Consider the following 18,792-nt stretch of genomic DNA (forward strand, 5'->3'; position numbering starts at 1 on the left):
GGGTGGGGCGGTGGCCGGACAGGGCGGCGTGGTGGTCGACGTCGTGCGGCCCGTCGGGGTCGGCGTGCACGGTCGCCGCGCGCAGCCCGGGCAGCTCGTGGATCAGCCGGTGCTCGGCCTCGACGGCCACCGCGTGCGCGCCGACGAGGGTCTGCTCGTGGCTGACCACGATGTCGACCTCGGCCCGCAGCGCGTGCCCGATCCAGCGCAGCCGGACCGCGCCCACCCGCTCGACGCCGGGGGTGCCAGTGAGGATCTGTTCGGCCCGGTCGACGAGGGCCGGGTCGACGGCGTCCATCAGCCGGTGGTAGATCTCGCGGGCCGCGTCGCGCAGGACGTAACAGATGGCCAGCGTGATGAGCAGGCCCACCACCGGGTCGGCGATCGGGAACCCCAGCCATGCGCCGCCGGCGCCGAGCAGCACGGCCAGGGAGGTGAAGCCGTCGGCGCGGGCGTGCAGGCCGTCGGCCACCAGCGCGGCCGAGCCGATCTCGCGCCCGACCTTGATGCGGTAGCGGGCCACCCACTCGTTGCCGATGAACCCGATCACGCCGGCCGCCGCGACCCAGCCGAGCGCCCGGACGTCCCGCGGATCGACCAGCCGCATGACCGCCTCGTAACCGGCGAACGCGGCCGAGGCGGCGATGAGGAGCACGATCACGATGCCGGCCAGGTCCTCGGCGCGGCCGTAGCCGTAGGTGAAGCGGCGGGTCGCGGCCCGTCTGCCCAGCCAGAACGCGATGGCCAGCGGCACCGCGGTCAGCGCGTCGGCGAGGTTGTGCAGCGTGTCGCCGAGCAGGGCGACCGAGCCGGAGAACGCCACCACCACCGCCTGGGCGAGCGCGGTCGCGGTCAGCACGACGAAGGAGATCGCCAGGACGCGCAGGCCGCGGCTGCTGGATTCGAGCGCCGCGCCGGTCTTGGCGGCGCTGTCGTGGCTGTGCGGCATGAAGGCGTGCCCGACCCGCCCGGCCAGCCCGCGCAACCACCCGACGACCCCCACCGGCCGACCCCCCTGCCCATGCCCATGATCGTGACCGTGACCGTGACCGTGACCGTGGCCATGCCCATGCCCGTGCTGGAGATCCTCGTGGTCGGACATGCCTTGCCTCCTTGCACACGACGCCTCGGTTGCGGAGTATATGTAGTCATGTACGCACGCGACAACGAATCAGGTGCCAACCACATGCAGGAGCAACCCACTGCCGCTCAGGTGGAGACGGCGGTGGAGGCGTTCCGCATGCTCAGCGACGCCACCCGGCTGCGCCTGATGTGGCTGCTCGCCCAGCGCGAATACGACGTGAACTCCCTGGCCGAGTCGCTCGGCGTGGCCCGTCCCTCGGTCTCGCAGCACCTGGCCAAGCTGCGCCTCGCCGGGCTGGTGCAGGTGCGCAGGGAGGGCAGGCGCGCGCTGTACCGGGCGCGGGACAGCCATGTGCGCGGGCTCATCGCCGAGGCGCTGTTCCACGCCGACCACGAGGTCTCCGGCATCCCGCGCCACGACACCTGATCGCCGTCCCGTGCGCGCTTCACCCGCTCGGGGACCCGTCTACTACACGTTGTAGCATTACGCGCTGTAGTAGCGGTGGCCGGTCGAGGCCCCGCCCGAGGAGAAGAGGCGAGATGCGGCGATCGGCGACCCTGGTCATCTCGGGCGTGGTCTTCGTGGACCTGCTGGGCTTCACCCTGATCCTGCCCACCCTGCCGTTCTACGCCGCCGGTCTCGGCGCCACGGGGGCCTGGTTCGGCGCGCTGATGAGCGCCTATTCCGTGGCGCAGCTCCTGGCCGCGCCGGTGCTGGGCAGGCTGTCCGACCGGTACGGCCGCCGTCCGCTGGTGCTGCTGACCCTGGCCGGGTCGGCGGTGTCGCTGGCGCTGACCGGCCTGGCGGACTCGCTGGTCCTGCTGCTGGTCACCCGGCTGCTGGCCGGGGCGTGCGGCGGCAGCATCTCGGTGGCCCAGGCGTACCTGGCCGATGCCGTGCCCGCCGAGCGGCGCACGGGCGCGATGGCGCAGATGGGCGCGGCCATCGGGCTGGCCTTCGTGCTGGGCCCGGCGCTCGGCGGCGTGCTGGCCCCGTTCGGCTTCGCGGCCTGCGCGTACGCGGCCGCGGCGCTGGCGGCGGTGAACCTGCTGGCCGCCGTGCTCTGGCTGCCCGAGCCCGGACGCCACGCCGAACCCGCCGAGCCGGGCACCGATCGGCGGATCCCGGTGGCGCTGCTGGCCGGGACCGGGTTCCTGGCCATGGCCGCCTACGTCGGGGTGGAGACCACGCTGGCCTTCCTGGCCCGCGACCGCTTCGGCTGGGACGCCACCACGATCGGCCTGGCCCTGGCCGCCTGCGGGCTGGCGATGGTGGTGGTGCAGGCCGGACCGGTGTTCCTGCTGGCCAAGCGGTACGGCGACGGCCGGGTCGCGGCGGCGGGCGCGGCGCTGATGGCGGTGTGCCTGGTGGGCGTCGCGCTGTCGGAGACCTGGTGGCAGTGCCTGGCGGCGGTCTGCCTGCTGTCGGCCGGGCACGGCCTGCTCACCCCGACCGTCTCCAGCCTGCTGGCCGCCGCCGGGCCGGCCGGACGGCGGGGCGCGCGGCTGGGCACGGGGCAGTCGGCGGGCGCCGCCGCCCGGATCGTCGGCCCGGCCGCGGCTGGGCTACTGTTCGACGTCGGGGCGGCCGTGCCGTACCTGGTCGGAGCGGTGTCGGCGGCGCTGGCGGCCGTCACGGTGCTCGCCGTGCCCGAGCTGGAGCCGACCGGACGTGAGGAGGCGGTGTGAACAGTCTCGGCGAGCTGGAGCGCTCGATCATGGAAGTGCTCTGGAGCACCGATGGCTGGCTGACCGTGCGCGAGGTGGTCAACCGGCTCAGCGATCGCAAGCTCGCGTACACGACGGTGATGACCGTGATGAACCGGCTCGTCCGCAAGGGCTTCATCCGCCGCGAACGCGACGACGACGGCCGGACCTGGCGTTACCGTCCCGCCGCCGGGCGTGAGGCGTACGTGGCCGAGCTGATGTTGTCGGCGCTGAGCGAGACCGGGGACCGGCTCGCCGCGCTCGGCCACTTCGCCCGCTCCGTCAACGCGGAGGAGGCCGAGGCCTTGCGCCAGGCGCTCCCGGAAGGCGGAGCCCGGCCGAACGGGCAGGCACACGACGGTGGAGCCGCGTCGTGACCTATGCGGTGCACCACGTGCTCACGTTGCTGGCGGCGCTGCTGGGTGCGCGGGTCATGCTGCGTTCGCCGCGGGCCTGGCGGGCGCCGCGCACGTCGTTGCTGATCTGGCAGGCCATCGCGCTCACGCTGGTGTCCTCGCTGGTGGGCGTGCTGCTGGCGGCCGGGCTCGCGCCGTACCGGCTCGGTGTGCTGCCCGCGCTCGCCCGGCTGTGCGCCGACCTGGCGCGCGGCGGCCCGCCGGCCGCGATCACGGCCGGGCACCTCGCGCTCGTCGGCGGCGGACTGGCCGTGGCCGGGTGGCTGCTGGCCGCCCTGGTCCGGACCGTCGTCTCGGTGGCGGCGTTGCGGCGCAGGCAGCGGTCGCTGCTCGGGCTGATCGCCGTCCCGCATCCGTCGCTGGCCGGGGCGCTGGTGGTGGATCATCCGGTGGTCGCGGCCTACTGCCTGCCGGGGCGCAGGCCCGCGATCGTGGTCAGCACCGGCAGCGTCGGCCTGCTCAGCGAGCGGGAGATGGACGCCGTGCTCGCGCACGAGCGCGCCCACGCCCGCGAGCGGCACGACCTGATGATCCTGCCGTTCAGCGTGCTGCACCGCGCCCTGCCCGCCGGACGCCTCACGCGCGCCATGCTGGACGCGGTGGCGCTGCTGGTCGAGATGCGTGCCGACGACCGGGCGGCGCGTGAGCACCCGCGCGCGACGCTGGCTTCGGCGCTGCGCAGATTCCACGCCTGCGACCGGCCGGTGGTCGCGCCGCCGGGCGCGCTCGGCGGCGGCGGCCCGCACCTGCGACTCCGCATCGACCGGCTGACCGAAGACCGGCTCACCGAAGACCAGCTCACCGAAGACCAGGAGCCCATCACGACCCGCCACCGGGTGACCGGCACGGCCGCTGCCCCCGCGGCCGCCCGCGTGCTGCCGTCGCCCGCGCCGGCCGTGCTCACCGCACTCGCCGTGGTGACCGCGATGACCGTGGTGAGCACCCCGCTCAGCCTGTTCCTGCTCCCCCTCTGAAGGCACGCGGCTCAGGCTCGGTGACCGGCCTCATACGCTTGGTCACGTGTTGAGTAGTAACCGGCTGCGTGTCCTGCTCGAGGTGTTCAGGACGGGCAGCATCGCCGGCGCGGCCAGGGTGCTGAAGCTGTCGCCGTCCGCCGTGTCGCACCAGCTCTCCCGCCTGGAGCGGGAGGCCGGGGTCGGCCTGGTCGAGCGGAACGCGCAGAGCCTGCGGCTGACCGAGGCCGGACGCCGGCTGGCCATCAGGGCGCAGGAGGTCGTCGACATCATCGAGGCGGCCGAGAAGGACCTGCTCGCCCAGGCCCGGGTGGACGCCGGCGAGCTGCGCATCGGATTCTTCGCCTCGGCCGGGTACCGGCTGCTGCCGCTGGCGCTGTCGCGGTTCGCCTCCAGGTACCCCAAGGTGGCGCTCGACCTGGTGGAGGGCCAGCCGTACGAGCTGCTGCCCGATCTGGAGCGCGGCGCGCTCGACGTGCTGGTGGTCTTCGAGCACGCGCTCGACCCGTGGCAGTGCCCGGAGGGCGTGGAGATCGTCCAACTGTTCGACGAGCCGCAGCTGCTGGTACTGCCGACCGGGCACGCGGCCGCCCAGCGGCCCCGGGTGCGGCTGGCCGACCTGGCCGGCGAGCCGTGGATCACCACGTTCGGCGCCGAGCACCCGGTGTCGATCCTGGAGCGGGCCAGCGCGCTGGAAGGCTTCTCGCCGCGGATCCGCTGCCGCAGCGACCATTACGAGGTGACGATCGGCCTGGTACGTGCCGGGCTCGGCGTCGCGCTGGTGCCGAGCCTCGGCCTGCAGGGCGCGACGGGCGTGCACACCTGCCGGCTGGCCACGCCGAACCTGTTCCGCAGGATCGGCGTGGCCAGGCGGCCGACCAATCCCAACCCGGCCGCCCGGTCCTTCCTGGCCTACCTGCGCACGGCGTCGGCGCAGCTCAGAAACTCGCTGGAGCCGTCGCTGCGCTGAGCCTGGCGGCGATCTCGAGCCCCGCCCGACGGACGGCGTCGGCCAGGTCGTCCTCGCTGCCCGCCGGGCCGTGGGCGAGCACGGCGTAGGCGATGCGCCCGCCCATGATGCCGACGTCGGACCTGATGCCCTCGTCCGTGCCGGTCTTGTTGGCCAGCCAGGCGCCTTCGGGATCGTGCCTGACCAGGGCGGGGACGAGCGTGTGATCGGTGTTGCGCTGCATCCAGCCGCGCATGAGCACCTGCCAGCCGCCGGGACCGGCGACGAGCGCGGCCAGGCCGCACAGCTCGGCCGCGGTGCCGATCGCGAACGTCGGCGGGTGCTCGGGGCCGCGCGGCTCCCTGATGCGGTCGAGCAGCCTGGTCCTGGACAGCCCGAGCGCCGCGGCCGCCGCGTTGACCCGGTCCACGCCGACCCTGCGCAGCAGCGCGTTGGTGGCGGTGTTGTCGCTGACGGCGGCGGTCAGCACGGCGAGGTCGCCGATCGTCCAGTCGCGCTGGGACAACGACAGCAGCAGGCCGGAGCCGCCGACGTAGTCGTCCTCGTGCAGCGTGACGGGCGTGTCGGGGTGCAGGATGCCGCCTTCGACGCTCATCGCCACCTCGGCCAGCAGGAGCAGCTTGCCCACGCTGGCCAGCGGCAGCTCGGTGTCCTCGTGGACGCCGTGGAACTCGCCCGTCACCAGATCCCGCGTGGCGACGGCGAGCGTGATGTCGTTCACCGCCCGATGATCCTTCCTGGTCTGTCCTCGGTGAGCCGGCCTTCGTCCACGGCGAGCCGTCCGGCCACGACGACGGCCGTGATGCCGGTGGGCGGCAGCAGCGGCTCGGCGTAGGTGGCGCCGTCGGACACCGTCTCGGGGTCGAACAGCACCAGGTCGGCGTGCGCGCCGTCGCGCACGACGCCCCGGTCCGCCAGCCCGAACCTGTCGGCCGCCAGGCCGGTCATCTTGTGCACGGCCACCTCCAGCGGGAACAGGCCCTGCTCGCGAGAGTAGCGGCCGAGCACCCTGGGGAAGGTGCCGGCCAGGCGCGGGTGGGGATGCCCCGGTTTGGGCACGCCGTCCGAGCCGATCATGGTGAACTCGCCGGCCAGGACCCGCTGGACGTCGTCCTCGCGCATGGAGTGGCTGATGATCGTCACCTCGCCGTCCTCGGCGAGGAGCAGTTCCGCGGCGGTGTCGACCGGGTCGCCGCCCAGCTCGGCGATCGTGCGGCCCTCGGCCTCGGGGTGGCGGGCGGCGCAGGCGACCGAGATGCGGTCCCATCCGCCATTGCCGACCGTGTTCTCCCAGCCGGGCACGCCCTCCTCGATCGCCCGGCGCATCCGGTCGCGCTGGCCGGGGTCGCGCAGCCGGTCGAGCAGCGCCTCGGTGCCGCCGTCGTTGGCCCACGGAGGGAGCATCGCCGACAGCGACGTGCTGCCCTCGGTGTAGGGGTAGACGTCGCAGGTGACGTCCAGGCCCTGGGCGCGCAGCTCGGCGATGCGCGGGAGGGTGCGCGTGGTCTTGCCCCAGGCGTGCCTGCCCGCCGTCTTGTGGTGGCTGACGTGCAGCGCGGCCCCGCTCCTTCGGGCGATCTCGACGGCCTCCTCCAGCGCCTCCTCCACGCGGGACATCTCGTCACGCAGATGGGTGACGTACGGCTTGCCGTGCCCGGCCGCGACGCGGGCCAGCGCGACCACCTCGGCGGTGTCGCCGTACGTGCCGGGGGTGTAGATGAGGCCGGTGGACAGCCCGGCCGCGCCGGCGGCCAGCGCGTCGTCCAGCAGCGCGCACATGGTGGCGAGCTCGGCGGGGGTGGCCGGGCGGTCCTCGTAGCCGAGCACGCCCGCCCTGAGCGTGCCGTGGCCGACGAGCGAGGTCAGGTGGTTCGAGCGCGGCGCCTCCTCGTGCGCCCGGACGAACCCCGCGTAGTCCGTAAAAATCGGGATGTCGCCGCCGAAACCGGCCCGGCTCGACCGGCGCAGCGCCGGCACCCGCTCGGGCAGCGCGGGGAACAGGCTCGATCCGCAGTTGCCGCAGATCTCCACGGTCACGCCCATGCGTACCGGGGCCGCGGCCAGTTCCCTGCCCGCCGCGCCGAGCAGGGTGACCGCGTCGGAGTGGGTGTGGACGTCGATGAAGCCGGGTGCGACCACCAGCCCGGTGGCGTCGATCACCCGCGCTCCCCCGCCGTCCGCCGGACCGCCGCCCGGGGGCAGCAGGACGAGGCGGTCACCGCTGACGCCGACGTCGGCCGGGCGCAGCGGCGCGCCCGTCCCGTCGGCGACGAGACCGCCGGTGATCAGCAGGTCGAGGCTCACGTGGCCGCACCCTTCACGAGAGACGAGCCGTTCACAGGACCTGCCCGAGAAAGGCGCGGGTGCGCTCGTGCCGAGGCCGGGCCAGCACCTCGCGCGGCGGCCCCTCCTCCACGATCACGCCGTCGTCGATGAACACCAGGTGGTCACCGGCCTCCCTGGCGAAGCCCATCTCGTGGGTGACGACGATCATCGTCATCCCGCTGGCCGCCAGGTCGCGCATGACCTGCAGCACCTCCTGCACCAGCTCGGGGTCGAGCGCGCTGGTCGGCTCGTCGAACAGCATGAGCTTGGGGTTCATGGCCAGGCTGCGCGCGATCGCGACCCGCTGCTGCTGGCCGCCGGACAGCTGCCTGGGGTAGTGCCCGGCCCGGTCGGCCAGCCCCACCCGTTCCAGCAGCGCCATCGCCTGCGTCGCGGCCTGCGCCTTGGGGACGCGCTTGACCGTGCACGGCCCCTCCATGACGTTCTCCAGCGCGGTCATGTGCGGGAACAGGTGGAAGCGCTGGAAGACCATGCCGATCTCCTGGCGCTGGCGGCACAGCTCGTCGGGCCGCAGCAGGTGCAGCTTTCCGTCCTTCTCGGTGAAGCCCATGAGCTCGCCGTCGACCCACACCCGGCCCGCGTCGATCGTCTCCAGCCTGTTGACGCAGCGCAGCAGCGTCGACTTGCCCGAGCCGGACGGGCCCACGACGCAGACCACCGAGCCGGCCGGCACGTCGAGGCTGACCCCCTTGAGCACCTCGAGCGGGCCGAACCGCTTCCTGACCGATTCGATCTTCACCATGCTAGTGGCCACGGCTGAACCTCCGTTCCAGGAAGCGCTGGCCGACGGTGGCCACGGTGGTGAGCAGCAGATACCAGGTGGAGGCGACCACCAGCAGCGCGATCACCTCGAAGTTGTCCAAGTAGATGCGCTGGGAGACGGTCAGCAGTTCGGCTCCGGAGATGACCGAGACCATCGAGGTGGTCTTCAGCATCGAGATGAACTGGTTGCCGGTCGGCGGGATGATCACCCGCATCGCCTGGGGCAGCACGACCCTGCGCAGGATCCGCCGGTGCGTCATGCCCAGCGACTCGGCCGCCTCCCGCTGGCCGGGATCGACGGACCTGATGCCCGCCCGGACGATCTCCGCCATGTACGCGCCCTCGTTGATGGTCAGCCCGAGCAGCGCCGCGGTGAACGGCGTGATCAGCTCGTTGGCCGGCCACTGCAGGAACATCGGCCCGCCGAACGGGATGCCGATGCCGATCTCCGGGAAGACCAGGCCGATGTTGAACCAGAAGATGAGCTGCACCAGCAGCGGCGTGCCGCGGAAGAACCAGGTGTAGAGCCCGGACGCGCCGCGCAGCACCGGGCTGTCCGACAACTGCATGACGGCGGCGACCACGCCCAGGCCGACGCCGATGACCATGGACAGCGCGGTGAGCGCGATCGTGATCCACAGGCCGCCGAGGATCCGGCCGTCCAGCAGGAACGCGGCGATCACGTCCCAGTGCAGGTTGGGGTTGACGATGACGGTGTAGATCAGCCACACCATCGCCAGCGCCGCGAGTGCCGCCGCGATGAGCCGCCCGGGTCTGGGCGGCTTCACCGCCTCGATCGTCAGTTCCTTCATGCGCCGGTGTTGATCGTGACCTTGGGCACGGCGTTCGCCGTCGTGCCGTACTTCTCCAGGATCTTGCCGTACTCGCCGTTGTCGATCAGTTCCTGCAGCGCCTTGGCGACGGCGTCGCGCAGGCCGGTCTGCTTCTTGTCGATCGCGATGCCCCACGGGCCGGCGTCGTACTGCTCGGGCAGGACGTCGTACTTGCCGGTCTCCTTGGCGTACATGGCGGCCACGGGCGAGTCGACGATCGTGGCGACCGTGCGCCCGGAGTCGATGGAGAGCAGGCCGGTCGGCGCGTCCTCGCTCTGCATGATCTCCATCTTCTGGCCGCACTTGTCGTTCTGGCGCTTGCCGATCTCCAGGTTGGAGCTGCCCTTGGCCAGGACGACCTTCTTGCCGCACAGGTCGTCGAGCGTCTTGATGCCTTCCGGGTTGCCCTTCTTGACCATGATCGAGCCGCCGGCGTTGAAGTAGTCGACGAAGTCGACGGCCTTGCGGCGCTGTTCCAGGTCGCTGAGCGCGGCCATGGCGATGTCCCACCTGCCGCCCTGCAGGCCGGGGATGAGACCGTCGAAGGAGGCGTTGATGATGCGGGTCTTCAGCCCGAGCCGCGCCCCGATGGCCACGGCCAGGTCGGCGTCGACGCCGGTCATCTCCTGAGTGCCCGGCTTGTACATCTCCATCGGCGGGTAGCCCTCCGAGGTCGCCATGCGCAGCTCGCCCGACTTCCGCATGGATTCGGGCAGCAGGTCCTTGGCGCTCTCGCCGGTCGAGGACGGCGGCTTGGCGGCCGGCGTCTCAGAGGTGGACCTCCCGCATCCCGCGCTCAGTGCGCAGACCGCCGCCAGGGCGATGACCAGGTGTTTTCGCATGGCACCTCATGGTGGCCAGGCGGCCGGGCGGCACCAAGACTCATGACGGCATGCGACCCTCAGCCACGAATCCGTCGATGCTCGACGGGTCGAGGCGTCGCGATTGCCTACGCTCGCGCCCAACGCACGGCCACCGCCGGGCGTGAAGTCATCATCAACTGTTGGCCCGTCTCTGACATTGCCTCCACGGCGGCGCGGGCATGTCGCAGGCGAGGCCCCGGCGACGGGCGAGCACCCCACGAGGAGAAGGCCCGCTGGATGGAGAGAGCCGCCCCCGCGGAGAAGAGCGTCACTCCGACGCTCTTCCGGCGGCCGCGCCGGCGGCTGCGGGCGGGCCTGGTGCAGGTCGTCTGCGCCGCGGCCGGGCTCGCCGCCGGTCTGATCCTGCCCGGGCTGCCGCCGGCCACCCCGCTGCCCACCAAGGACGTCACGGCCGCGCTGTTCACCATCGGGTTCGGCGTGCTCGGCCTGGCCAGCGTCATCTTCTCGCTGTTGTTCCTGGTCATGCAGTTCGCCGCGGGCACCTTCAGCCTGCGGCTCACCCTGTTCAGGGACGACCCGACCGTCTGGCGCACGTTCGCGTTCGCCGTCGGCCTGTTCATCTACACGATCACGGCCGCGCTGGTGATCGCCCATCGCGGCGACGTCTCGCTCACCGTGCCCGTGCTGACCGTGCTGCTGGCGCTGGTCGCCGCGCTGCTCATGCGTACCGTGCAGATCCGCGCCTTCGTCTCCATCCAGCTCGCGCCCTGCCTGAACGTGATCAACCGGCGCACCCGCCGGGTGCTCGACACCGTCTACCGCCTGCCCTACCGCGAGTCCGGGCCCGCGCCGCCGGACCTGCCCGCCAGGGTGTCGACGATCGTGTGGCGGGGCGGCCCGGCCAGGCTGCAGGAGATCAACGTGCCCGCGCTGGTCGCCGCCGCCGCCGAGCGGGACGCCGTCATCGTGCTGCGCGTCTCGCTCGGGGCGCAGCTCTTCGACGGCGACCTGATCGCGGACGTGCACGGGAACGCCGTCCCCGAGCCGCTGCTGCGCCGGCAGGTGCTCACCGGGGCCGAGCGCTCCTTCTCGCAGGACGCCGCGTTCGGGTTCCGCCTGCTGGCCGACATCGCGCTCAGGTCGCTGTCGGCGTCGGTCAACGACCCGGCGACGACCGTCCAGACCCTGGACCACGTGCACGACCTGCTGCGCCGCCTGGTGGACAAGGACCTCGACGTGGGCACGCTGACCGGCGCGGACGGCCGGGTCCGCCTGGTGATCCCGCTGCCCGGCTGGGAGGACTACCTGCGGCTCGCGCTCGACGAGGTGATCGTGGCCGCCGCGCACAGCCCGATGGCCCTGGTACGCCTGCGCGACCTGCTGCGCGACCTGCGCGGCCAGGCGCCCCGGCAGCGCGTGGGCTCGATCGCCGGCCGGCTGGCCCGCGTCGAGGCCGCCCTGCGCACCGGTGTCACACCCGCAGGAACAGGCCGAGCAGCCAGCTGACGACGCCGATGATGAGCGCGCCCCACACGGCCGGCCAGAAGCCGCTCACGTGGAACGGCAGTCCGAGCAGCCCGGCCAGCCAGCTCGTCAGCAGCAGCAGGCCGCCGTTGACGACCAGCGCGAACAGTCCCAGCGTGAGCACGTAGAACGCGCAGCCCAGGACGTGGATGATCGGCTTGAGCACGACGTTGACCACGCCGAAGAGCAACGCGACGACGGCGATCGTCAGGACCCGCTCGGCGACCGAACCCCCGCCGAAGTCGACGCCGTCCACGATCAGCGAGGTCAGCCAGAGCGCGACCCCCACGACCACGATCTTCAGCAGCGCCCGCATGCCGTCACCCCCCGTGGCACAGGACGTCGACGCACACGGCGACGGCCAGCAGCAGCGGGACGTCCTCGCCTTCGACGATCGAGATCCCGTAGGTGTCGCGGACGCGCAGCCAGCGCTTGGAGATGTCGGCGACGACCGCGCCGTCCCTGGTCACCGTGTATTCGTGGGCGAGGAAGTCGCCCTTGGTGTGCAGCTCGCCGCCGCCGGCCAGGTCGACGGTGAACCGGTCGCGCAGGCCGACCAGGTGCTTGTGCACGGTGGCCACCGTCTCGCCGTCACGGTCCACCAGCATGGTCTCGCGCAGGCGCATCAGCTTGCGCCGCAGCCGCAGCAGCTCGGCGCCGGACGGGTCCTTGAGCAGGAAGGTCTGCCGCAGGCGCAGCGCCTTGCCGTCGACGCGGTAGGCGTGCTGGCCGATGCCGTTGTCGATCCAGTAGTCGCCGCCGATGGCCACCACGCGCTGCTGGAGCTGGTAGAGCGTGGTGGCGGGCGGCGGAGCCTCGTGCCGGTTGAAGATCATGCAGTCTCCTGTCGCCGGAAGCCGCCGGTCCATGACCTCGTGCCCTGCAGCGGGCAAAGCCAGGGGCGGCAAGCGACAAATCTCTTCGCCCCGTCGGGGGCGGTGCGCGGCGTCAGCTCACCGCCTGCTTCACCAGCGCGCTGATGCGGGCCTCCACCTCGGGCGTCACCTCGGTCAGCGCGAACGCGACCGGCCACATCGTGCCGTCGTCCAGCGTGGCCCTGTCGCTGAAGCCGAGGGTGGCGTAGCGGGTCTTGAACTTGGCCGCGCTCTGGAAGTGGCACACCAGCGTGCCGTCCAGGGTGTAGGCGGGCATGCCGTACCAGAGCTTGGGCGCCAGGGCCGGGGCGGCGGCGGTGACGACGGCGTGCACGCGCTCGGCCAGGACGCGGTCCTCGTCACCCATCTCGGCGATCTTCGCGAGCACGTCGCGCTCGGCCTGCGCCGCCTTGTCGGCCGGGCTGCGCCTGGCCGCCCTCTTCAGCTCCTGGGCGTGGTCCTTCATCGCGGCCCGCTCCTCGGCGGTGAAGCCCTCGTACGCGGTGCTCGTCGTGTTGGTGGTCGTCGTGGTGGTGCTCATCGGTTTCTCCTCGTTCGTTCTCGCCGGTGAGACCACAATGACGGGCCGAGTCGATACATCCGCTATGCGCTCGCAATGCGGGCTCGATGACACCATGTGATCATCGGGCCGGACCGGCCGAGGAGAGGCGGGACAGATGACGACGGTGCTGGTGGACGTGCGCTTCGCCGGGACGTTCACGTCGGAGACCGGGTACACGCCCGCGACCGGCGAGGTCGGCGCGGTACGCAGGCTGAGCGGTGACGAGGTGATCAGGCCGGGGCACGGGCTGGTGCTCGACGGCCCCGGCCAGGGGGTCGCGGTGGCCGCCGGCTCCGCCGGGGGCGGGCTGGCGGTGGAGGCGCGGCTGATCCCGGCCGGTGAGACGGCCGAGCGGGTCCTGCTGCTGGTCACGGGCCAGGATCAGGCGCCCGCGCCGGACGGGCTGGCGATCAGCGCGGGTGACGTCGTGGTGCGCGGGCTGTCCGGGGTGCTCTCGCGCCTCCGCGTGGTCGTCTTCGAGGGCGCGTTCGACCCGGCGGTGCTGAACGGCGGGCACGGCCCGGCGACGCTGAACGGCGGGCACCGCCCGGCGGCCGCCAGGCGCGCCGCCACCGGCGGTCCGGCGGAACCCGGCTGGCGGGTGCCGATCGGCGGCGGCGACGACGTGGTGGCCAGGGCCGCGCTGGTCAGGCCGACCGAGCGGCAACTGGCCTGGCAGGCGCTGGAGCGAACCGCGTTCCTGCACTTCGGCGTGAACACCTTCACCGGGCTCGAATGGGGTTACGGCGACGAGGACCCCGACCTCTTCCAGCCCGAGGACCTCGACACCGACCAGTGGGCGCGCGAGCTGAAGGCGGCCGGGTTCACGCTGGCCATCCTCACCGTCAAGCACCACGACGGGTTCGTGCTCTACCCGTCGGCCCTGACCAGGCACAGCGTGGCGTCCTCTTCATGGCGCGGCGGCGCGGGCGACGTGCTGCGCGAGTTCGCCGACTCCATGCGGGCGCACGGGCTGAAGGTGGGCGTCTACGTCTCGCCGGCCGACGAGCACGAGCCCACGTACGCCAACGGCAGCCCCCGCACCCCCAGGCGGGTCGGCGGGCTGACGCTGCCGGCCACCGACTACGGCGCCTACATGCTGGGCCAGCTCCACGAGGTGCTGACCGGCTACGGCCCGATCGACGAGGTCTGGTTCGACGGCTCGCAGGGACGCATCCCGGCCGGCCAGGTCGAGGAGTACGACTTCGACAGCTGGTACGCCCTCATCAGGCACCTCGCCCCAGACGCGGCGATCGCTAACTGCGGCCCCGACGTGCGCTGGGTCGGCAACGAGAGCGGCCTGGCCCGCGAGAACGAGTGGAACGTGGTGCCGGTCACCGTGGCCCGCGAGCGCGTGGACGTGACCCGCTACGACGCCCCCGACCTGGGCGGCCGCGACTTCCTGAGCACGGCGGACGGCGACTTCCTGCAGTGGTGGCCGGCGGAGGTGGACGTGAGCATCCGCCCCGGCTGGTTCCACCACGCCGAGCAGGAGCCCAAGTCGGCCGACGAGCTGATGACGATCTACCACGAGTCGGTCGGCCGGGGCGCGGTGCTGCTGCTGAACGTCCCGCCGGACCGCCGGGGCCGGCTGGCCGACGCGGACGTCGCGGTGCTGCGCGAATGGTCGGCCAGGATCGACCGGGACTTCGCCGTCGACCTGGCCGACGGCGCCATCCGCACGACCGGCGGCGACGGCGTGACGCTCGACCTGGGCGACCTCGCCCGCGTCGAGCGGATCGTGCTGGCCGAGGACCTGCGCCACGGCCAGCTCATCGAATCGCTGCTGGTCGAGGCGGAGGAGCCGGACGGGTGGCGGCGGATCGCCGCCTGCGGCACGGTCGGCGCCAAGCGCGTGATCACGCTGCCCGCGCCGGTCGAGTCCCGCCGGTTCCGGGTGCGCGTGCTGGAGTCACGCGCGCCCTTCCACCTCGCGGAGTTCCGCCTGTTCCGGTGATGACGTGGCGCGATGCCCCGTCAGGGCCGGGACGGGGCATCGCGCCGGTAGCCGACGCCGAGCCGGTCCAGGCGCTCCAGGTGGCCGCGCAGGCGCTCGCCGAACTCCGCGTACTCGCCCGCCGTGCCCCAGGCCACCTCGGCCAGGGCGCACAGCCGGGGAAAGGCCATGTACTCCACGTGCGCGGAGGTGGGCAGGTACTCGCTCCAGAGCTGCGCCTGCGTGCCGAGGATGTGCCCGGCGGCCGCCGCGTCGAGCCCGGCGGGGACCGGGCGGTAGGCGTAGACCTGCTCCAGGCCGGTCAGGCCGCCGATGGCCAGCGGCTCGCCTTCGGGCCCGGCCTGGTAGTAGTCGAAGTAGGTGTGCGTGTGCGGGCACATCACCGCGTCGTGCCCGGCCCTGGCCGCCTCGGCGCCGCCCTCCTCGCCGCGCCAGGACATCACGGTCGCGCCCGGGGCGAGGCCGCCCTGCAGGATCTCGTCCCAGCCGATCGCCCGCCGGCCGCGTTCAGCCAGGAAGGCGGTCATCCGGCCGATGAACCAGCTCTGCAGCGCGTCGGCGTCGGGCAGGCCGAGTTCGCGCATGCGGGCCTGGGCGCGGGGCGACTCCTCCCATTCGCGTTTGGGGCACTCGTCGCCGCCGATGTGGATCCACTCGCTCGGGAAGACCTCGATCACCTCCTCCAGCACGTGGTGGAAGAACGCGACGGTCTCCTCGCTGACGTTCAGCACCTGCTCGTGCACGCCCCACTCGGTGGCCACCGGCAGCGCGCGCTCCGGGTCGTCGCCCAGCTCGGGGTGTGCGGCGATGGCGGCACGCATGTGGCCGGGCAGGTCGATCTCGGGCACCAGCGTGACGCCCCTGGTCAGCGCGTGCGCCACCAGGTCGCGCAGCTCCTGCTTGGGGTAGAAGCCGCCGTGCGGGACGCCGTCGAAGCGGCCCTCGGTGTAGTGGCCGAGCATCGACTCGGCCCGCCACGCGCCCACCTCGGTCAGGCGCGGGTAGCGCTCGATCTCCATGCGCCAGCCCTGGTCGTCGGTCAGGTGCAGGTGGACGACGTTGAGCTTGTGCAACGCGGCCAGGTCGACCATCCGGTGCAGGAACTCCACCGGGTACCAGTGGCGGGCCACGTCCAGCATCACGCCGCGCCAGCGGAAGCGGGGCGCGTCCTCGATCTCCACGTACGGCACCGCCCACGCCACTCCCCCGGCCGGGGCGGCGGCGAAGATCTCCGCGGGCAGGAGCTGGCGCAACGTCTGGACGGCGAGCGTGAGCCCCCGGCCGCCGCCGGTGAGCACCACCCCGCGCGCGGAGACCGAGACGCGGTACTCCTCATCGGCGAGCGCCGGATCGGCCCGCAGCTCGATGGCGCCGGGGCCGGGCTCGGCGGCCGGGGCCAGCTTGGCGCCGGCGGGCCGGCCGACCAGCTCGCGCAGCAGTTCGGCGGCGCCCGCCTCGGCGGGTCCCGCGACGAGGCCGGTGGTCTCGGTCAGCGACCAGGCGCCCGGCGTGCTGGTCAGGCGGGCGGGACGGGGGACGAGATGCACGATGACTCCAGGTCAGGCGGATCGACGGGGGTGGACGTGCCGCAGGGCTGCGTCGAGCTCGGCCGGGTCGCCGGCCCAGCCGCGCACGTTGATCGTGTGGCGCTCGCCGGGCAGCAGGGTGGTCAGTCCCTGGTCGGCGGTGGCCTCGGGGTGCAGCCGGTCGGCGTGCAGGTACAGGTCGCGGATCAGGGTGCGGGCGGTGACGGTCACCGCGCAGCCGCCGTCGGCCGGGGTGACCTCGACGTCCATGCGGGGTTCCGGGTAGGCGAAGTCGCGGTCGGGGCAGGCGAACCGCCAGGCCCGCAGGCCGTCGGCGGCGGCCGTCCAGAACTCGCGGGTGACGTCGCCGGCGGTGGCCAGGCCGGCGGGCAGGTCCAGCGTGGCCACCGTGCGCGGCGCGGCGTTGAACGGCAGCTCGGCCTCGGCCAGCACGCGGCCGCCGGCGTCCGCCCGCAGCACCCGCAGCGTGCCCGACCAGGGCGTGGCGGCCTGGTTGACCACCGACACGCGGTTCTCGGCCAGGGTGAGCAGCCGGTCGGCGTACACGCGGCGCAGCTCGAAGTAGAGCGGTTTGAGGCGGGCGTCGCCGTCGATGGCCGACCAGGAGATCACCGGCCAGCAGTCGTTGAGCTGCCAGACGATCGTGCCCGCGCAGACCGGCCAGTGCGCGCGCCAGTGCTCGATGCCGGCCGCGATCGCGCGGGCCTGCACCACCTGCGTGAGGTGGTGCCAGTCGGCGAAGGAGTCCGGCGGGCCGAAGTGGCGGGCCAGGCCGCGGGCCAGCTTGCCCGCGCCGTCCGCGGCCTTCTGGTGGTGCTCCAGATGACGGCGGTCGGACAGCGCGCGCTCCAGCGTCGCCCAGGCGGGCGGGGCCTGCCAGCCGAACTCGGCCACGAACCTGGGCACGTCGAGCAGGTAGTCGGCGTAGTCGCGCTCGTTCCACACCGTCCAGGAGTGGGTGGTGCCGTGGGCGGGGTCGTTAGGGTGCCGGCGCCACGAGCCCGACCAGGGGCTGCCCGGCCAGTACGGGCGGGTCGGGTCGGTGTCGGCGACGATCCTGGGCAGCAGGCCGAGGTAGTAGCCCTCGCCCCAGGACGCGCCGGCCAGCTTCTCCTCCCAGCCCCAGTCGCGAAAGCCCCACAGGTTCTCGTTGTTGCCGTTCCACACCGCCAGGGAGGGGTGCGGCATGAGCCTGGCCACGTTCTCGCGGGCCTCGGCGTCGATCTCGCCGCGCAGCGGCTCCTCCTCGCTGTAGGCGCCGCAGGCGAACAGGAAGTCCTGCCAGACCAGCAGGCCGAGCTCGTCGCAGGCGTCGTAGAACGCCTCGTCCTCGTAGATGCCGCCGCCCCACACCCGGACCAGGTCGACGTTGGCCGCGGCCGCCTGGGCGAGCCTGCGCCGGTAGCGTTCCGGCGTGACGCGGCTGGGGAAGACGTCGTCGGGGATCCAGTTGACGCCCCTGGCGAAGATCGGCTCCCCGTTGACGACCAGGGTGAACGCGCTGCCGTGCGCGTCGGCGGCGGTGTCGAGCTCGATCGTGCGGAAGCCGATCCTGCGTTCCCACCGGTCGAGCTCGTGGCCGCCGGCGGAGAGCGTGACCACGCAGTCGTACAGCGGCTGTTCGCCGTAGCCGCGCGGCCACCACAGGCGGGGGCGTGGCACGGGCACGACCACCACGGCCTGGTCGCCTTCGACGGTCGCCGCCGCGACCGCGTCGCCGACCCTGACCCGCACCTCCAGCGGCACGTCACCGGCGGCCCGTTCCAGGTCCAGGCGCAGCTCCACCCGTCCGTCGCCGTCGTGGACGGTCACCAGCGGCCGCACCCGCGCCAGCCTGGCCACGTTCCACCGCTCCAGCCGCACCGGCCGCCACAGGCCGGCCGTGACCAGGGTCGGGCCCCAGTCCCAGCCGAACGAGCTGGCCATCTTGCGGACGAAGTTGAACGGCTCGGTGTAGGTGGTGGGCCGGTCGCCCACCTCCTTGCGCACCGACTCGGCCTCGGTGTACGCCGAGGTGAACCGCACGGACAGCGGCCCGCTCGCGCCGGTCACGTCGAACCGGTACGACCGGTGCATGTTGCGGGTGCGGCCGAGCAGCCGGTCGCCGAGCCGGATCTCGGCCACCGTGTCCAGCCCGTCGAAGACCAGGTCGGTGCGTTCGTAGGCGTCGTCGAGCGCGGGCAGCTCCGTCCGGTACAGCCAGTCCGTGCGGCCGGCCCAGGCCAGTTTCCGCTCGTTGTCGTCCAGGAACGGGTCGGGCACCAGCCCGGCCGCCAGCAGATCGGTGTGCACGCACCCCGGCACCCGGGCCTCCACCACCGTCCCGTCGGGCAGTGGGCTGGGCGAGTCCGGACGAACCGTCCACCCGGTGGCCAGGGGAATCTGCAATGACACCATGTCTCCTTCTGATGG

General features: G+C 72.9%; 18 protein-coding genes. 7 read left to right on the top strand and 11 right to left on the bottom strand.

Translation table 11 applies throughout. The annotated features are described in order from the left end of the window. Positions 1-1,003 (bottom strand): cation diffusion facilitator family transporter (locus tag HII36_RS33350; RefSeq protein ID WP_328808001.1); only part of this gene is annotated, 1,003 nt, incomplete at its 3' end. Positions 1,004-1,186: 183 nt separating this feature from the next. On the opposite strand from HII36_RS33350, the gene HII36_RS33355 reads away from it, so the two are divergent. From HII36_RS33355 to HII36_RS33375, 5 genes are all read left to right on the top strand, one after another. Continuing rightward, positions 1,187-1,510: an ArsR/SmtB family transcription factor gene (locus HII36_RS33355; protein WP_217370280.1), complete on the top strand. Its 324-nt coding sequence runs from the start codon at positions 1,187-1,189 to the stop codon at positions 1,508-1,510. A gap of 113 nt (positions 1,511-1,623) precedes the next feature. After that, positions 1,624-2,772 carry an MFS transporter gene (locus HII36_RS33360; protein ID WP_173527285.1) on the top strand — a complete coding sequence of 383 codons (1,149 nt, stop codon included), beginning with the start codon at positions 1,624-1,626 and terminating at the stop codon, positions 2,770-2,772. Next, entirely contained in the window at positions 2,769-3,167 is a 399-nt protein-coding gene (locus tag HII36_RS33365; protein WP_173527286.1) for a BlaI/MecI/CopY family transcriptional regulator, read from the top strand. The genes HII36_RS33360 and HII36_RS33365 overlap by 4 nt, the downstream gene beginning before the upstream one ends. Next, positions 3,164-4,180 (top strand): M56 family metallopeptidase, encoded by a 1,017-nt coding sequence (locus tag HII36_RS33370; protein WP_173527287.1) that lies wholly within the window; start codon positions 3,164-3,166, stop codon positions 4,178-4,180. Before HII36_RS33365 ends, HII36_RS33370 begins: the two co-directional genes overlap by 4 nt. A 46-nt stretch (positions 4,181-4,226) precedes the next feature. Beyond that, a complete protein-coding gene (locus HII36_RS33375; protein WP_173527288.1) occupies positions 4,227-5,150 on the top strand; it encodes a LysR family transcriptional regulator in 924 nt (307 codons plus the stop codon). On the opposite strand, the gene HII36_RS33380 is transcribed toward HII36_RS33375, so the two are convergent. From HII36_RS33380 to HII36_RS33400, 5 genes are read right to left on the bottom strand one after another with little or no spacing between them, the layout of a single operon-like run. Next, positions 5,119-5,871: a serine hydrolase gene (locus HII36_RS33380; RefSeq protein WP_173527289.1), complete on the bottom strand. Its 753-nt coding sequence runs from the start codon at positions 5,869-5,871 to the stop codon at positions 5,119-5,121. The genes HII36_RS33375 and HII36_RS33380 overlap by 32 nt on opposite strands. After that, positions 5,868-7,454, bottom strand: a complete 1,587-nt coding sequence (locus tag HII36_RS33385; RefSeq protein WP_173527290.1) for an N-acyl-D-amino-acid deacylase family protein — start codon at positions 7,452-7,454, stop codon at positions 5,868-5,870. The genes HII36_RS33380 and HII36_RS33385 overlap by 4 nt, the downstream gene beginning before the upstream one ends. Positions 7,455-7,485: 31 nt before the next feature. After that, on the bottom strand, positions 7,486-8,238 hold the full coding sequence (locus tag HII36_RS33390) for an amino acid ABC transporter ATP-binding protein (protein ID WP_173527308.1): 753 nt from the start codon (positions 8,236-8,238) through the stop codon (positions 7,486-7,488). Position 8,239: 1 nt separating this feature from the next. After that, the gene (locus HII36_RS33395) at positions 8,240-9,070 is read right to left on the bottom strand and encodes an amino acid ABC transporter permease (protein WP_173527291.1); all 831 of its coding nucleotides are present in this window, start codon (positions 9,068-9,070) and stop codon (positions 8,240-8,242) included. Continuing rightward, the gene (locus HII36_RS33400; RefSeq protein WP_173527292.1) at positions 9,067-9,933 is read right to left on the bottom strand and encodes an ABC transporter substrate-binding protein; all 867 of its coding nucleotides are present in this window, start codon (positions 9,931-9,933) and stop codon (positions 9,067-9,069) included. The genes HII36_RS33395 and HII36_RS33400 overlap by 4 nt, the downstream gene beginning before the upstream one ends. A gap of 258 nt (positions 9,934-10,191) precedes the next feature. Between HII36_RS33400 and HII36_RS33405 the strand changes: the two genes are divergently transcribed. After that, the gene (locus HII36_RS33405; RefSeq protein WP_173527293.1) at positions 10,192-11,421 is read left to right on the top strand and encodes a DUF2254 family protein; all 1,230 of its coding nucleotides are present in this window, start codon (positions 10,192-10,194) and stop codon (positions 11,419-11,421) included. Here the strand turns inward: HII36_RS33405 and HII36_RS33410 are convergent. The 3 genes from HII36_RS33410 to HII36_RS33420 form a co-directional block, all read right to left on the bottom strand. Further along, positions 11,387-11,755, bottom strand: coding sequence for a phage holin family protein (locus HII36_RS33410; protein ID WP_173527294.1), 369 nt, complete (start codon positions 11,753-11,755; stop codon positions 11,387-11,389). The two genes, HII36_RS33405 and HII36_RS33410, sit on opposite strands and share 35 nt — an antisense overlap. Before the next feature lie 4 nt (positions 11,756-11,759). Then, a complete protein-coding gene (locus HII36_RS33415) occupies positions 11,760-12,275 on the bottom strand; it encodes an LURP-one-related/scramblase family protein (protein WP_173527295.1) in 516 nt (171 codons plus the stop codon). 112 nt (positions 12,276-12,387) lie between these two features. Next, positions 12,388-12,855: an iron chaperone gene (locus HII36_RS33420; protein ID WP_173527296.1), complete on the bottom strand. Its 468-nt coding sequence runs from the start codon at positions 12,853-12,855 to the stop codon at positions 12,388-12,390. A 136-nt stretch (positions 12,856-12,991) separates the two neighbouring features. Between HII36_RS33420 and HII36_RS33425 the strand changes: the two genes are divergently transcribed. Continuing rightward, positions 12,992-14,833, top strand: a complete 1,842-nt coding sequence (locus HII36_RS33425) for an alpha-L-fucosidase (RefSeq protein WP_217370281.1) — start codon at positions 12,992-12,994, stop codon at positions 14,831-14,833. A gap of 20 nt (positions 14,834-14,853) precedes the next feature. Here the strand turns inward: HII36_RS33425 and HII36_RS33430 are convergent, their stop codons facing one another. Then, a complete protein-coding gene (locus HII36_RS33430) occupies positions 14,854-16,380 on the bottom strand; it encodes a beta-N-acetylhexosaminidase (protein ID WP_328808002.1) in 1,527 nt (508 codons plus the stop codon). Positions 16,381-16,392: 12 nt separating this feature from the next. Next, positions 16,393-18,777: a glycoside hydrolase family 2 protein gene (locus HII36_RS33435; RefSeq protein WP_173527297.1), complete on the bottom strand. Its 2,385-nt coding sequence runs from the start codon at positions 18,775-18,777 to the stop codon at positions 16,393-16,395. Positions 18,778-18,792: the final 15 nt, after the last annotated feature.

The sequence above is a fragment of the Nonomuraea antri genome, assembly GCF_013283785.1.
Taxonomy (GTDB): Bacteria; Actinomycetota; Actinomycetes; order Streptosporangiales; family Streptosporangiaceae; genus Nonomuraea; species Nonomuraea antri.

Bases quoted from the DNA above. Each gene is read 5' to 3' on its own strand.
- HII36_RS33420 (WP_173527296.1), bottom strand. From the start codon at position 12,855: ATGAGCACCACCACGACGACCACCAACACGACGAGCACCGCGTACGAG.
- HII36_RS33390 (WP_173527308.1), bottom strand. From the start codon at position 8,238: ATGGTGAAGATCGAATCGGTCAGGAAGCGGTTCGGCCCGCTCGAGGTG.
- HII36_RS33410 (WP_173527294.1), bottom strand. From the start codon at position 11,755: ATGCGGGCGCTGCTGAAGATCGTGGTCGTGGGGGTCGCGCTCTGGCTG.
- HII36_RS33400 (WP_173527292.1), bottom strand. From the start codon at position 9,933: ATGCGAAAACACCTGGTCATCGCCCTGGCGGCGGTCTGCGCACTGAGC.
- HII36_RS33395 (WP_173527291.1), bottom strand. From the start codon at position 9,070: ATGAAGGAACTGACGATCGAGGCGGTGAAGCCGCCCAGACCCGGGCGG.
- HII36_RS33355 (WP_217370280.1), top strand. From the start codon at position 1,187: ATGCAGGAGCAACCCACTGCCGCTCAGGTGGAGACGGCGGTGGAGGCG.
- HII36_RS33405 (WP_173527293.1), top strand. From the start codon at position 10,192: ATGGAGAGAGCCGCCCCCGCGGAGAAGAGCGTCACTCCGACGCTCTTC.
- HII36_RS33360 (WP_173527285.1), top strand. From the start codon at position 1,624: ATGCGGCGATCGGCGACCCTGGTCATCTCGGGCGTGGTCTTCGTGGAC.
- HII36_RS33435 (WP_173527297.1), bottom strand. From the start codon at position 18,777: ATGGTGTCATTGCAGATTCCCCTGGCCACCGGGTGGACGGTTCGTCCG.
- HII36_RS33415 (WP_173527295.1), bottom strand. From the start codon at position 12,275: ATGATCTTCAACCGGCACGAGGCTCCGCCGCCCGCCACCACGCTCTAC.
- HII36_RS33425 (WP_217370281.1), top strand. From the start codon at position 12,992: ATGACGACGGTGCTGGTGGACGTGCGCTTCGCCGGGACGTTCACGTCG.